The organism is Tunicatimonas pelagia (assembly GCF_030506325.1).
Lineage (GTDB): Bacteria > Bacteroidota > Bacteroidia > Cytophagales > Cyclobacteriaceae > Tunicatimonas > Tunicatimonas pelagia.
This window is the reverse complement of sequence record NZ_CP120683.1, coordinates 1,842,044-1,855,851: the sequence shown is the minus strand read 5'-3', so window position 1 is coordinate 1,855,851 and position 13,808 is coordinate 1,842,044. Positions and strand designations below refer to the sequence as shown.

The following is a 13,808-nucleotide window of genomic DNA, read 5'->3' as shown; positions in this document are numbered from 1 at the left end:
GCGATCACCACCCTCCAATCCTACGAAATCTACCAACGCGATGATCAGTACCGCGTACGGGGACGGGTTGATTTACAGGAGCACTTTGCCTCGCCGGAAGCCGACCGGGCGATCCAGTATGCCTTGGACACGATTAGTAGCGGCGGAGAGCTTTACCTGCATTCGGGTACCTACCTGCTACGCCGACAAATCACGCTGCCTTCCTACGTTACGCTGCGCGGCAGCGGCTCGGGAAGCGTGCTGCAACCCAGCGAAGACCACGATACCGGAACTGTTCTTTTGGGTCGAGATGCCAACCGCACAATAATTTCTGATCTCAGCATTCGGGGGGACCATGCCCGGGCCAAAGTCGGCATTCAACTCGACCACTGTGGCGACTGCCAAGTGGAAGATGTACTGGTGGTAGGCATGCAGCAACATGGCATCGTGTTGAGCGACGACTCCTTTTTGTGCGAAATCCGCGGAGCCAAAGTCGCTGATTCCGGCGTCAGCGGTATCTTGCTGAAGGAATTGGATCGGGGTGGCCGCGGCGGTGACTACGTGCCCAACCTTGTGACTAACTGCATAGTCTACGGCGGACAGAAAGGGATTGAGTGTGATAAGGCCCTGGTGGCTAACATCGTAGGGTGTCAGGTATACCAAACCGAAGGCTACGGTTTTCACCTGCACAACGGTAGTAATAGCGTGTTGCTGTCAGGCTGCCGCACCTACCAGATTTCTAACGATGCCGTGGTGGTGGAGTCCTCGCACGAGATCAACATCAGCAGCAATATTTTCTGCTGGCATACCGGGCACGGCCTGGTGCTCCGTAATGCGCTGTGGGGCACCATCACGGGTAATAACATTATTGATAACGGCAGCATCAATCTGGCCAATCCGCAGGAAGATAGCCTGATCGTGACGGGGGATCGGCCGTTTATCAAAGCCCCCAAGGAAGGCCAAGAAATCAGCCATTACCATGGTATACTGATTGAGAATGAATCCAAAGGGCTTACGATCAGCAGTAATGCAATCTTTAACTGGCCGGTAGTGCCAGCCATGCAGTACGGCATCTACGAAGACAGCACCTGCTTCAGCAACCTGATTACGGCCAACAACATCAATTTCTGCCAAGAGGGCGATATTCTCTCCCGGGGCGACAGCACGCAGGTGATCGGTAACGTGAGTTACGTAGCAGAACCTCACTACAGCAAGGCGAGCAAAAAGTACCAGTCCTTTGATACCCGGCTACTGGATCAGTTTATTGAAGAACTGAAAAAATTCTAGACATGATGCGCTATAAACACCTGGTATTGCTGCTGCTCGTTAGTGTTAGCCAACCAGCCGATGCTCAAAACTATCTACAGTACGTGCAAACCTTTGCTGATACGCTGCTGTCGGTAGGCCTGGATACTTACGGCCCTCACCACACTCCCTTCTGGGCGGGGGTGATCGACACGCGCGATCGTTCGGTGCCCATCCGGAGTGTCCCGCCTACGCCTGGCGTGCGTCCTTCGGACCGGGCGGTGGGGGGAAGTAACTACTACCACGATGTGCTCACCCTACAGGTTTTTGATCAACTGAGTAAGCTTACGGCTGACCCTCGCTACCGACAAGCCGCGCACGATTATTCCCAGGCATTCCTGAAGCGTACCCAGCATCCCGAAACCGGCTTACTTGGTTGGGGTGAACATTTGTACTATAACTTTTACACCGACACGGTATCAGTGGCGGAAGAACTTTTCATCGATCAGCGCAATTACTTCAAGATGCCTCACGAACTCATTGCTTGGACACCGCCTTGGGAACGGCTGTGGAGTATCGATTCGGCCCGTACGCAACGTGCTATCGAGGGGCTTAAGTACCACTTCAACGGTCCCGACGTACAAACGCATTTGTTTAACCGTCATGCCATTTGGAACAAGGTGACCTACCAGCAAGAAGTGATGCCTTGGATCAAGCACGCTGCCCTCTACGCGTACTCCTTTGCCTTTCTGCATCGGCAAACTGGTGACGAGGGGTGGAAAGAAAAGAGCTGGCAGATCGGAACGCTCTATTGGAACCTGCGCGACCACCGCACCGACTTGGTATTCGGCACACTGTATCACAAATCTCCGAAAGGCGGAGGCAAAGATGCCGAGCTGAGCAATACGGCCCTGTACGCCTATTGGCTCTACAAAGCGGGCGAGATGAGTGGTTTCGAGGCCATGAAGCAGCAGGCTATGACCCTACTGAGCGCCTACGATCGCTACGGCTGGAATGAAGCGGAGCAAAAATACTACAGTGCGCTCAACCTAGACGGTACTCCACCGGAAAACACTCGCTGGGCTACTCCTTGGAAGCAGGGCTACGGCTCATCTAGTTTGCTGTCGCTGGGTCGGGTAGCTGCCTACATCGCTCAACGAGAGTCATCGGATACGGTGTATCGTATGGCTGAAAAGGCGCTCATGATCGCCAACCGTCAGTCTTTACCCGATACGTACAGTGCTCAGAATTTGGGGGAGGCTATTGGCGCTAACCTCGATTTGTACGAGCTTACCAACGACCGCCAGTATCTGGACCATGCCCGCCGCTACGCCGATGCGGCCGTCGAGCAGCTGTGGAGCAACGGCCTCTTTGTGCGCCAAAACAACGACCTGTACTACGAAGCCAAGCTAGGAGTAGGTGACCTGCTGTCGGGCCTATTACGCCTTCACCTAGCCCTGAACAATCAGCTTTCGGAAGCTACCGCCGACTGGAGCTTTTAACGCCTCACGATGAACCGGAGAACCTTTCTTTCTACTACCTCGGCCGGACTAGCCGTCGTAACAATCAACCCGGGAGTTTGGGACTGTGCTAATCCGTTCTCTGAACCCCGGAGCTACAAGTTTCGTCGGTACCGGCCCGGCAACACCATCGGCGACATTTGGCAGGTGACCCCCTCCGATGGATTCTACACCAACACCTACTACGACGTGTGTCCGTGGAGCCCCTCGGGCCGCTACCTGGCCGTGACCCGGCTACCGTATCAGGATCGTATCACCGTACTGGGCGACCGGGCTGATATTTGTATCATTGATCTGGAGGAACAGCACATTCGTACCGTTTATACCACGCGAAGCTGGGGCTACCAGCTAGGAGGTAACCTGCACTGGGGTAACAACGACCGCTATCTGTTCACTAATGATGTGATTGATAACCAACACGCGGTCGGCGTTCGGATTGATCTGGAAACCGAAGAAACCTTAATGCTGACGGGACCACAGTACGATGTAGACCCCTGGCGACAAACGGTGATCGGTCCTACCCTGGAGTACCTCAATGTTACCCAGTATGCCTACGGCCCCCCGGCGGTTGCGGCCAGCGAGAATAGTTTTGAACGTTTGCCCCCGGGAGCAGCCCCCGACGAGGGACTGTGGGAAATAGAGATAACTACAGGTAAGAAACGGCTGCTGGTGAGCTTACAACAAGCCGCCGCCCGCCTCTCTGACCCGGACTTTTATCAGAGAGGCACCTTCTATTTCTTCCACACCAAGTACAGTCCGGATGGCGAACGCATCATGTTGGTGCTTCGTTACCCCTTCCTGCCGGAAACCAACAGGAAAGGCCGTCACCCAACCCTACTTACCTGTGATCGGCAAGGTGAGGAGTTGCAAGAAGTAATCACCCGTCAGCAGTGGACGCAAGGGGGGCATCATCCCACCTGGCATCCTGATAGTAACCATATTATCATGAACCTCACCCCAACCTGGCTAGGAGAGGATACCCTGCGCTTTTGTCAGTTTCGCTACGATGGTAGCGATTTTAAGATATTGAGTACTGAGCACCAGGGAAGCGGTCATCCTAGCATCACCCCCGATGGTCGCTACCTGCTGGCCGATGCCTACCCCATGGAAAAAGACTTTGCTACTGCTGACGGAGAGGTACCCATCCGATTATTAGATTTGAAGACACCGCAGGAGCACACGATCTGTACCGTCTTTACCCAACTAGCTTACGATATTCCTCGGTCGTGGGGACCGAGTAAACTGGACGCCCACCCCGTGTGGAGCCGCGACTATCGGCAGGTGTGCTTTAACGGTGCCCCTCAGGGTCAGCGGCAGGTACTGGTGGCCGATCTGTCGAAGATCGTGTGACATTCAAACATGCTATGGTTATTGTCGGCTCGTCAGTGATTTTGCCACACGAATCCGGCTCCGTATTCCTTCGGGGCGTCCCTGGGCGGCAAACTCTACTTGGGTTTTGATGCCAATCACCCACCCCTTGATAAAATAGTTGATGGATGGGCCTACCGCGGCTATTCGCTCGCGGATAGCGGCAGAGGAAATCTCACCGTGAACACGATCTTCGGTAAGCTGGTGCAGCGCGTATCCCTGAAGGGCTACCCAAAAGGCCGGATCAAGTCGGTACTCTACCGAATACACTCCGTAGTAAGCCTGTCCGGTTTGCCAATTATTTCCGGGATTCTCGAAATGGTAGACGTAGTGGTGCCGCTGCGACAGGGCCCAGCGGTCGCTCAGAAACAGCGTGAAGGCGTAGAAGGGCTGAAAGGAAACGTGGTTGCTACCGGGGTTGAGCAAATACGACGGGTTGTAGCTGCCTACCGGAATAATCCAGGAGGGTTCAAACCGATGAAAAAAGGGTTTACCGAACAGCCGTTTATCAAACCACTGAATCAGTGGCGTAATCACCAGGTCGCCCGCGATACCGGGGTTTTCCGTGAGCATCACCGGCTGTCCGTCCCCATCGGTGCCTACCTGTCCGCTTCCCTGCAATCGCACTATCGGAAAAAGTGCCGTACTCCCCAGGTGACCGCCCAGCACCTTCTTTTCCGAAATGTAGGAGAGCTGATGCAGCCACACTGTTGCATCCAGGTCGATAGGTATCCGTCCGCCCGGAGTGACCAATTCGTCAGCGGCGTAATGCTCCAGGTAGCTAAAATAAAACAGACCGGTAGCGGGTGGAGCACCATCCAACATTCCGGTTAGCCCCAGATTTAGCGCAGGTTGCACCGGATCTTGGGTCCAGCCCACCGATATGGAGGTGCCGCTGAGGAGCAATAAAAAGAAGTAGCGTAGTGTGATCATTGTCTTAGAATTTTATACCAAAACCAACTGTATTCTCATCAGAACCTCTATCGTATCGCTCATTACCCGCGGGGCTTTCTCGAACGCACCCCGCCACTCCAGGTCAAACGCTTCCCGATGCACGGTGCCGGATAGCTCAATATGAGCCTTTCTACATCCGGAAGGGTCAATTCGAGTACCACCAACGTACGCTCGGAAGGTCACCGGCCGGGTCTGGTCACCGATGGTTAGTTGACCTTTCAGCAATGTCCGGCTACCGTCGGCGACTAAGCCCTTGCTGATAAAGGTGATATAAGGATAGCGGTCGGCTTGTAAAAGATCGGCGGACCGTAACTGGGCATCACGATCCGCCGAGCCAGTGTTGATGCTGGCTACCTCTACATTTGCCCGGATATCCGCTTTAGCGAACTGATCGTTTTCTGTTTCTACAGTACCCTCAAACTGGTCAAAGCTTCCGCTTAAAGTAGCCAGCCCCGAGTGCCTGATTTTGAAGTGAATACTCGAATATTCAGGATCAATATGCCAGGTGACTTTCTGTGAATGAGTGCTCATAGGTTAACGGTCGAGTAGAGGCAGATGAATAGTAAACCGACTTCCTTGTCCTACGGTACTGTCTACCGTAACGGTGCCGTGGTGCTGATGCGTCAATCGGCAAACAATCCGTAAACCCATCCCGTACGATGCCTCCTGTCGTACGCCGGGGCGAGAAGCAGATTTTCCCAACGTAAACAGACTCGTGATTAACGACGAAGGTATACCCACACCTGTATCTTCCAGACTGATCTGTACGGTATTACCAAATTGTCGGGTGCTTAACCGGATAGTACCGGGAGCCGGGGTGAACTTAAGCGCATTACTAAATAGGTTGTTGAGGATACGAGGAAAGCTATTCTCGTCAATAAGAACGCAGCTTTGCTTTTCCTCCAGAGAAGCTTGAAACGTATGGCCGCGCTGGGTAGCCATCGCTTCGTAGCGAGGGATAAAGTCTTCCAGGCAGGCACAAAGGCTTGTTTTTTGCAAAGATAGCGGATCAGAGGCTTCTCCTACGGTTCGCCGCATCAAACCGGTAAGCAATTGCTCAGCCTCCGCACAGCACACTTGCAACATATCGAGCAGTTCTTGGCTACGGGAACCGTGGTCGGAAACCAATTCCTTTTGCAATAGACCGTGAATCGCCTGGATGTTGCTCACCGGATTGCAAAGGTCGTGAATAAGCGTGAACCACTGATCTTGATGATGGGAAACAAACGTAGACATATCAGTAAGATTTCAATTAGGGTTTAAAGAGGACAGTGGTTACGAAGTGTAGAATATTCTTTCCGGCTCCGGTTTTGTTATTGTTAAGAGGTATTTTGGATAATTTTTTCATGTCAAGTCTTTTAATTTGAGTACTTCATAGAGTGTATAGTCTTTGTCCAAGCCTCTCAGCGTGGCACCTTTTTCTACTTTACCCGTGATTGCACGGTCTTCGATTTTCTCAAAAACAGTATCCGATACCAGCAGATGCGTGCCTAGCTTTTTGTTGTACTGCTCGATTCTGCTGGCCGCATTCACCACTTCTCCTACTACCGAATACTTCTCTGCTTCACGGGCTCCCAGCCAACCCAATATCGCTTGGCCATAAGCTATACCGCATCGTATTTGTACTATTTTGCCGTAGAGCAGCATGAAGTATTTATTTAGCTGAAACATCGCTTCCTGCATAGCTAGGGCAGCCTTTGTCGCCATGAGTGCCGGACAAGTTCCTTTGTTGTAGCCACCGAATACACACAAAAATCCATCGCCATAGTAGTCAATAATTTGTCCGTGATGCTCTCCCACTACTTCACCCATTTGATGAAAATACCTATTGAGCAAATGAGCAACATCGTAATACGGTATTCCGGCGGAGAAACTAGTAAAGCCCACCATGTCGGTAAAAACCACGGCAACACGTTGCTCCTGTCCGATAGACTTGGAAATATCTCGCGAGTTGGCAGACAGGATGATCTTTAGATCAATGTGATCCAAAACGGGACGCTTTAGCACCACCTCGCCGCGGGTCGCTTTCGTCTGACAGGCCAACCGAAGGTGGGGAGGAAATCCTAAACGTTGCGCCATGGCGCGCTCCAGCGTATTTCTCGGGGAGCAGTTAGCCAACCCATGCGCGACGAAAACCCTACAGGTAGAGCATTGCCCTTTTCTGCCACATACGTGATAATGAGGGATACCCAGCCTGAGACTACACGCCAAGATGCTTTCATTTTTGAAGATGTCCGCTTCCTCATTATCGGGTGCGAAGGTAATCTTTCCCACTACCGGCGGTTGTGGGCTGGCTTGCGAAGATGCATGTAAATCAGTTAATGCCATACCCTTTATATTTTAAATCTACTGGTAACGATAAAGTGAAGTACGTTCTCCCCTGAACCAGTCTGCCGGAAGAAGTCACCCGCGACGAACCACGAACCCTCCAAAGCAAATTGCCAGTAGCGGTGAGGTTCGTAGGCCAGCTCAAACCCCGGTTGATGCCCCAAGTACCTTTCACTAGAGGTCGATCCGGCCCGCTCAAGCAGGGCATTTGGGCCGTAGACACCATCCGCTATTTGATGGCGCCAAAAGACGTCCCAATCGGCCATTAAGGAAATGGATTTACTAACGCTCAGATAAACGGCAGGGTGTACATCAATGAGATTGGCGGGGCCAATAAGGGCAATCAGCCCGAAGTAAGCCCCTCGGGGGTAAAGCGCGTTGAATGTTTCCAGACGACCGTCACCAAGCTCACGGTCTCCACTGATGATCTCAGTCTGGAGATCGAGTTTTGGAGAGAACAACCCGTCTTTCCATTGATAATTGACATCAAACGAAAGCGTATACGCTCGAATATCTCCGACCGTAGCATTGCCAAACTGATACACTGCTTCATTGTTAAACTGAAAGTTTCCGGCATCCTTCCACCATCGTATGCCTACGGAATGACGTGTTTCCAAAAAGTTATCCAGATTGAGATTTTCCTCGAAGGTTCGAAACGGACTTTCAAACCCAATGTAATACAGGTCGGCATTCGTTTTACCTCTATTTAGCTGCTTCCAGACCAAATAGCCTCCCCAAATCTGTTCGTCCGTTAGGCGTTGGTTATCAAAGAACCCGAACTCATTGTCGATGTAATAGCCATAGAATGCATCGAGTTGAAGGTTTTGGTGCTCCCAAACGACTTTAGCTACATCAAAACTCTGCCTTAGGTTAGGCCCTTCTCTCACCGAAATAAGCCTTCTGGCTCCGTACCATAGTTCCTGGCGACCTACCCGCAGTGTGAGCGAAGTGTTCGTACTCATGGGTGCCCGGTATTCCCCAAAGGCCTGGAACAATCCTAAATCATCCCGATCAATGCCCCGTGGTTCGGGGGAGGCAAAAAGAAGCGCCCCGGATTGAAGCTGTCCGAATAGTCTGAAATTACCCAAGTGGAGATCAGCATGGGCCATATATCGTTGCAACCACCAGCCTGAATGGTCCTGAATACCGGCCCCCCAGTTATTGTTCTCAAAAAATTCGTACTGGTGCCGCACCTCGCCTCCTATGCTAAGAAAGTGATCCTTACGGGAAGATAGCGGAATGTACTTGAGGCGCTCCCAGAAGTTTTTCGGTTGAAAGTGGTCATCGCCCAGCAGGAGGTAGTCTTCTTCGGCCCGCAACATCTGTAGGGGAGGCAAGGCGGTCTCCTGGGCCGTTGCCGAAAGGCTAGTAACCCACAGAAGTCCAACGAACACTATTTTTCTGGGTATTACCACTATCAATCAGGCTTCTTGGACTTGCCGAACGTTCCGACTGCGGACCGCAGATCGTACCCAGCGGTAGAGTCGGTGGTCAATAGCGTACCGACCTCCGCCCCGTACTGTCACCAGGCCAAAGGCTAGCGAATACATCAATGGCACGTCCTTTACTGACCAAGGGTCGTGAGCATGTACTACTACCAGACCCACCAGGGTGACTCCCACCACCAGCAGGGCACTGAGGCGGGTAAACAAGCCCAGCATTACTCCGAACGCCCCCGTCACATTGGCCTGCAACGCGATCAGGGTGCTGATGGTGCCCCCCAGCCCGAACGGGTCGGGAATGTGCGCTACGGTGCCCAAAAAGTCCGTGAGCTTTTCCAGGCCGTGGATACCAAACATCGCCAGGCCAATGGCGACCCGATAGACCAGCCAAGCTCCCTGAAACACCGGCTCTGGCACCGAAGGACGCAAGAAAAAATCCCATCCGCGCTTCATTGCCGGATTAGTTGGACGTTCATCACCAGGCGTACTTCATCTCCGACCACAACCCCTCCGGCCTCGGTCATGGCGTTCCATTGCAAGCCGAAATCTTTCCGGCTAATCGTACCGGTCATTTCAAATCCGGCTTTGGTCTGTCCGTAGGGGTCTACGGCGGTGCCGTGGTAGATAACCGCCAGCGTTATTGGTCGGGTTTGATCCCGGATGGTGAGTTCGCCCCTCATCTGGTAGGCGTTGTCAGACTGGGGCATAAAGGTCATTGAGTGAAAGCGTAACTCCGGATAGCGATCGGCAGCGAAAAAATCATCAGACTTCAGATGAGTATCGCGCTGGGCTTCGCCGGTGCTGATGCTGTCAACGTAAGCCGTAAATTGAATATCAGCGTTAGCAAAGTCATCCCGTTCGGTTTCCAGAGTGCCATTGAATGCGGCAAAGGACCCAGTCACGGTTGAGAGCATCATATGCCGTACTTTAAACTGGATTTCGGTGTGGGCAGGATCAATGGCCCACGTGGTTTTTACTGCTTCGGTCATTTCCATAATTATTGTGCTTAAAAATGATGAGAAAAATAAAAAGTAAGTTACCTGCGGGTGAGCGGGTTGCAAGTGAATGGGTTACGGGTGAGCGAGTGAAGCGGATTACGAGTAGTAGGCTAACTCGTAACCCGCAACCCGTAACTCATTTCCCCTTTAAAATCAAATTTGACACTAGCGTCGGGTAGTAAGCTCCTCGCTGGTCTGGTAACCTCCGTAGTACTTCACGGGCGACCAGTCGGGACTGATGGAAGGAAGCTCCGGTGAGAGCTTAGCAAACTCTTCGGCCCCGTACACCACATTGCCCCCCACAACAGTGAGTACTGACTCCAGCCCCTTGATCGCTTCTTCGTCTACGTCGAAGTAGTCGTCCGAGAGCAGGGCAAAGTCGGCCATTTGTCCGGCTTCCAAGCTTCCCTTCTGGCCTTCCTCCTGGCTAAACCAGGCACTGCCGACGGTGTAAAGCCACAGGGCTTCTTCACGCGAGAGTTGGTTTTCGGGGCCAAACAGGGAAGTGCCGCCCACCGTTTTGCCGGTCACCAGCCAGTAGAGCGACACCCAGGGATTGTAGCTGCTCACCCGCGTAGCATCGGTACCCACACCGATCGGAATGTCCAGTTCTAACATGCGCCGCACGGGCGGAGCGTTGCGGGCCGCTTCCGCTCCGTAGCGGTCTACAAAGTACTCTCCGGCAAAAGCCATCCGGTTCTGAATCGCGACCCCGCCGCCCATTGCTTTGATACGCTGGAGGTCTTCTTCTCGCGCGGTTTCGGCGTGGTCGATGGCCCAGCGAGGGGCAAACTTGCCCTGCTCTTCATTAATTTGCTCAAAGACATCCATAATCTGCCCCAGCGACTCGCCGTAGGTAGCGTGAATGCGCAGCGGCCAGTCGTTTTCTACCAGCAGCGAAGCCACTTGGTGCAACTGCTCGGCCCAGTTACCCCGGTCGGCTAGTTCGGGGCGAGCGGCCATGAAGTTTTCAAAATCACCCGCACTCCAGACCAGAAACTCACCGCCGCCTTCCAGTTCAAAGCCGTGGTCATGGCTGGGGTCGTCGTTGTGTCCGGCTTCGTAGTTTTTCGTCCAGTCGGCAAAGTCTTCGTGCTCCTGACCCGGCCGTTGAGGAAAGAGGTAGTAGCTAATCCGGATGGGTAGCTCCCCGTCTTCAGCCAGCACCTGACTACCGCCGTAGTTGTCGGGAAACAGGTGGCCTCCGCCGCCCGCATCAATGGCGCTGGTCAGGCCGAAGCGGTTCAGGTCGCGATAAAAGTGAAGGGTGCTGTTTACCTGGTCTTCATCCGACAGGCCGGGCAGTTGCCCGATGGTTTTGTACAAAATCGTCGGGTTAGGTTCGGCGTGCAGGATGGCCCCGCCCTCAATAAACTCGTAGCGGCTGCCGGGCGGGGCTTCAGTATTCTCGGTGATGCCGAGGGCCTTCACTCCCGCCGCGTTCAGAAAGCCTTGGGAGTACAGGAACAGCACAAAGACCGGCGTTTCGGGGGCGGCTTCGTTCAGTTCGGGTACGGTGGGCATCCGGCGTTCGGCAAACTGGTAGGGCGACCAGCCGCCGATGACCCGCACCCACTCCCCGTCGGGGGTTCGCCCGGCTTGCTCGCCGATCATTTGCAGCCCGCGTTCCAAAGAGTTCACCCCGTCCCAGCGCAGTTCGGTGTTGTAGAAGCGTCCCCCGCGGGTGGCGTGCAGGTGAGAGTCGTTCAGGCCGGGTACTACGCGCCGTCCGTTGGCATCAATCACCTGGGTATTTTCGCCGCGATAGGCATCCATCTCCTCCGCACTGCCCGTGGCCAGTACCTGACCGTCTTTCACTGCCAGTGCGTCGGCAGTAGAATTCGCTTCGTCCATAGTGCTTACTTTGGCATTAGTCACAATCATATCGGCCACTTCAGCCACCGACGACCTATGAGTAGCCTCTTGTTCCGTATTGCCTACTGAGGGCTGGCAGGCTACGCTAGCGTAACCTGTCATCGCAATGATTAGTATTTTGCTAATTGTCTTCATGGTATTTTCTTCTTTTGATAGATTAGGGTTGAATTAAGCATCAATCCGTTCGGGTGATCTTCTCAAAAATTCACTACGGCCTAGGTTAAATACAATCTTCTAAAATCACCGGTGCGATACAACGGCGACCAATCGGGGGAAACCTCGGGTAAGGCTTTCGGGGCGAATTTTTGGAACGTATCGTAGGCGTGTACTATCTTTCCGTCTACGGCGGTGAGTTTGGCATGGGTCCGCGGAATGAGGGAGTCCTGGACGGTCATCACATCCTGGTTCAGGATCGCAAAATCAGCCAGTTGTCCTGGCTGAATCGCTCCTTTCTTTCCCAGATCACCCGTAAACCAAGAGGAGCCTACTGTCCAAAGTTGCAGTGCTTCATCTCGGGTAAGAATATTATCATCGCCGTACATCTGCCGTCCGCCCCGTGACTTTCCGGTAGCTAACCAGTAGATAGAATACCAAGGGTTGTAGGAAGTGACGCGGGTGGCATCGGTTCCTCCGCCTACCGGAATGCCCATGCTCAGCATTTTTTTGATCGGAGGGGTCTGGGCCAGTTTCTTGGCGCCATACTGCTTCACAAAGTCTTCGGCCTGGTAGCAGATCCGGTTTTGGATAGCAATGCCCAGCCCCAGTTCAGCAATGCGTTCCAGGGTTTTGTCCGAGAATGTTTCTCCGTGGTCAATTATGGTACCCTGCGGTAACTTTCCGTCTCCTGCTTTGGCTACTTCTTCATACATATCTAGTAGAATCTCCGCCGACTCGTTGTAGGTGATGTGTTGTCGCCAGGGCCAATTGTTCTCGGCCAATAACTTATAGATCGGCAGAGCCACTTCCCGCACGTTGGAGTCTAACAGGGGACGCTCTTGAGCAAAAATCTCATAATCATAAGCAGCCCAACAGATGTTCTCGCCCCCGCCAATGAACCGGAGCATATCGTCCCCATCCCCGGGTTTTACCATCTTGGCCCAGCGTTGGTAGTCGGCTAGTTCTTGACCACCTACTTGGGGAAAAGTGTGGATACCCACTCTCACGGTCGACAGCCCCTGTTGATGAACATCGTAGATGACATCGTAGGCATCGGGGTATTGCATTCCGCCTCCCCCGGCATCCGATAGGGAAGTAAGCCCGAGCGCGTTCAGCTCGTTCATAAAATGACGGGTGCCCAGCACCTCTTGCTTTTTGGTTTTGGTGGGTAGCTTGGTCAGTGTTTTGTACATGATCAGCCCGGAGGGAGCGGCGGTAATGATCCCTGTCGCCCTTCCTCGCTTGTCTTTTTCTATGCGTCCCTTGTGATAAAGACCGATGGGTTCGTTATCATAATTGAGCGTTTCAACCGCCTTTTTGTTAAGCATCCCGTAGGCGTAGAGATAGAAAATGTACACCGGGTGATTGGGGGCCACTTGGTTGATCTCTTCCAACGTGGGCATGCGTTTTTCGCGGAATTGCTCCCAGGAAAAACCGCCCACCACGCGAATCCACTGCCCCTTAGGGGTATATTTGACTTCTTCGGCCAGCATCGCCAGAGCTTCTTCAAGAGAGTCTACCCAGTCCCACCGAAGCTCTAAGGCATAATGAAGACCTTCGCGAATACCGTGCGTGTGCGAATCGTGCAACCCAGGGATCACCCGATGGCCTTGGGCATCGATCACTTGCGTATTGGGACCCACCAAATCGGCGACTGCACTATTGGAGCCGACTCTCAAAAACAAACCATCTTTGATCGCAAACGCCTCCGCCGATGGTTGCTGCGGATCAATAGTGGTCACTTTGGCATTGCGAACGACCATATCGGCATCGTCCGCTGATTGAGCTAGTAGGTTACTTAGCGGAGATAACATGGCTGCTCCAGTAACGCCTGCGGCAAGTGATTCCTTTAAGAAGTTTCTCCGGGTTGGATCAAAAGAATATTGATTCTTCATAAAAAATTGAGGTTAAGAATACCTCAACCAATCAGTTTTAGATTGACT

General features: G+C 53.0%; 13 protein-coding genes and 1 pseudogene. 4 read left to right on the top strand and 10 right to left on the bottom strand.

Annotated features, from left to right (window positions below):
- The first annotated feature begins 40 nt into the window (after positions 1 to 40).
- Genes P0M28_RS31230 through P0M28_RS07770 form a run of 4 tightly spaced genes read left to right on the top strand, consistent with a single transcriptional unit; the run spans position 41 to position 4,094 of the window.
- Positions 41 to 307 (top strand): hypothetical protein, encoded by a 267-nt coding sequence (locus P0M28_RS31230; protein WP_436841402.1) that lies wholly within the window; start codon positions 41 to 43, stop codon positions 305 to 307.
- Positions 238 to 1,266, top strand: coding sequence for a right-handed parallel beta-helix repeat-containing protein (locus tag P0M28_RS07780; protein ID WP_436841394.1), 1,029 nt, complete (start codon positions 238 to 240; stop codon positions 1,264 to 1,266). The genes P0M28_RS31230 and P0M28_RS07780 overlap by 70 nt, the downstream gene beginning before the upstream one ends.
- A gap of 2 nt (positions 1,267 to 1,268) precedes the next feature.
- Positions 1,269 to 2,726 carry an AGE family epimerase/isomerase gene (locus P0M28_RS07775; protein WP_302209174.1) on the top strand — a complete coding sequence of 486 codons (1,458 nt, stop codon included), beginning with the start codon at positions 1,269 to 1,271 and terminating at the stop codon, positions 2,724 to 2,726.
- A 9-nt stretch (positions 2,727 to 2,735) separates the two neighbouring features.
- A complete protein-coding gene (locus P0M28_RS07770; protein WP_302209173.1) occupies positions 2,736 to 4,094 on the top strand; it encodes a TolB-like translocation protein in 1,359 nt (452 codons plus the stop codon).
- Positions 4,095 to 4,112: 18 nt separating this feature from the next.
- On the opposite strand, the gene P0M28_RS07765 is transcribed toward P0M28_RS07770, so the two are convergent.
- The 10 genes and pseudogenes from P0M28_RS07765 to P0M28_RS07720 all read right to left on the bottom strand — a co-directional run bounded on the left by P0M28_RS07765 (position 4,113) and on the right by P0M28_RS07720 (position 13,760).
- Positions 4,113 to 5,045 carry a SphA family protein gene (locus tag P0M28_RS07765; protein WP_302209172.1) on the bottom strand — a complete coding sequence of 311 codons (933 nt, stop codon included), beginning with the start codon at positions 5,043 to 5,045 and terminating at the stop codon, positions 4,113 to 4,115.
- Between the two features lie 12 nt (positions 5,046 to 5,057).
- Positions 5,058 to 5,597 (bottom strand): YceI family protein, encoded by a 540-nt coding sequence (locus tag P0M28_RS07760; protein ID WP_302209170.1) that lies wholly within the window; start codon positions 5,595 to 5,597, stop codon positions 5,058 to 5,060.
- A 3-nt stretch (positions 5,598 to 5,600) separates the two neighbouring features.
- Complete coding sequence (locus P0M28_RS07755; RefSeq protein ID WP_302209168.1) at positions 5,601 to 6,302, bottom strand: sensor histidine kinase; 702 nt, start codon at positions 6,300 to 6,302, stop codon at positions 5,601 to 5,603.
- 108 nt (positions 6,303 to 6,410) lie between these two features.
- Positions 6,411 to 7,145 carry an adenylate/guanylate cyclase domain-containing protein gene (locus P0M28_RS07750; RefSeq protein ID WP_302209167.1) on the bottom strand — a complete coding sequence of 245 codons (735 nt, stop codon included), beginning with the start codon at positions 7,143 to 7,145 and terminating at the stop codon, positions 6,411 to 6,413.
- A pseudogene (locus tag P0M28_RS31060) lies at positions 7,146 to 7,394 on the bottom strand (2Fe-2S iron-sulfur cluster-binding protein); the annotation flags it as partial.
- 5 nt (positions 7,395 to 7,399) lie between these two features.
- Entirely contained in the window at positions 7,400 to 8,788 is a 1,389-nt protein-coding gene (locus tag P0M28_RS07740) for an alginate export family protein (protein WP_302209164.1), read from the bottom strand.
- Between the two features lie 27 nt (positions 8,789 to 8,815).
- Complete coding sequence (locus P0M28_RS07735; protein ID WP_302209163.1) at positions 8,816 to 9,289, bottom strand: DoxX family protein; 474 nt, start codon at positions 9,287 to 9,289, stop codon at positions 8,816 to 8,818.
- Entirely contained in the window at positions 9,286 to 9,831 is a 546-nt protein-coding gene (locus P0M28_RS07730) for a YceI family protein (protein ID WP_302209162.1), read from the bottom strand. The genes P0M28_RS07735 and P0M28_RS07730 overlap by 4 nt, the downstream gene beginning before the upstream one ends.
- Before the next feature lie 168 nt (positions 9,832 to 9,999).
- Positions 10,000 to 11,844 carry an amidohydrolase gene (locus P0M28_RS07725; protein WP_302209161.1) on the bottom strand — a complete coding sequence of 615 codons (1,845 nt, stop codon included), beginning with the start codon at positions 11,842 to 11,844 and terminating at the stop codon, positions 10,000 to 10,002.
- An 80-nt stretch (positions 11,845 to 11,924) separates the two neighbouring features.
- Positions 11,925 to 13,760, bottom strand: coding sequence for an amidohydrolase (locus P0M28_RS07720; protein ID WP_302209160.1), 1,836 nt, complete (start codon positions 13,758 to 13,760; stop codon positions 11,925 to 11,927).
- Positions 13,761 to 13,808: the final 48 nt, after the last annotated feature.

What these genes read in the sequence shown, in the direction of transcription:
- P0M28_RS31230 (WP_436841402.1), top strand. Translation starts at nt 41, where the DNA reads ATGATCAGTACCGCGTACGGGGACGGGTTGATTTACAGGAGCACTTTG.
- P0M28_RS07775 (WP_302209174.1), top strand. Translation starts at nt 1,269, where the DNA reads ATGATGCGCTATAAACACCTGGTATTGCTGCTGCTCGTTAGTGTTAGC.
- P0M28_RS07770 (WP_302209173.1), top strand. Translation starts at nt 2,736, where the DNA reads ATGAACCGGAGAACCTTTCTTTCTACTACCTCGGCCGGACTAGCCGTC.
- P0M28_RS07765 (WP_302209172.1), bottom strand. Translation starts at nt 5,045, where the DNA reads ATGATCACACTACGCTACTTCTTTTTATTGCTCCTCAGCGGCACCTCC.
- P0M28_RS07760 (WP_302209170.1), bottom strand. Translation starts at nt 5,597, where the DNA reads ATGAGCACTCATTCACAGAAAGTCACCTGGCATATTGATCCTGAATAT.
- P0M28_RS07755 (WP_302209168.1), bottom strand. Translation starts at nt 6,302, where the DNA reads ATGTCTACGTTTGTTTCCCATCATCAAGATCAGTGGTTCACGCTTATT.
- P0M28_RS07750 (WP_302209167.1), bottom strand. Translation starts at nt 7,145, where the DNA reads ATGGCGCAACGTTTAGGATTTCCTCCCCACCTTCGGTTGGCCTGTCAG.
- P0M28_RS07735 (WP_302209163.1), bottom strand. Translation starts at nt 9,289, where the DNA reads ATGAAGCGCGGATGGGATTTTTTCTTGCGTCCTTCGGTGCCAGAGCCG.
- P0M28_RS07730 (WP_302209162.1), bottom strand. Translation starts at nt 9,831, where the DNA reads ATGGAAATGACCGAAGCAGTAAAAACCACGTGGGCCATTGATCCTGCC.
- P0M28_RS07725 (WP_302209161.1), bottom strand. Translation starts at nt 11,844, where the DNA reads ATGAAGACAATTAGCAAAATACTAATCATTGCGATGACAGGTTACGCT.
- P0M28_RS07720 (WP_302209160.1), bottom strand. Translation starts at nt 13,760, where the DNA reads ATGAAGAATCAATATTCTTTTGATCCAACCCGGAGAAACTTCTTAAAG.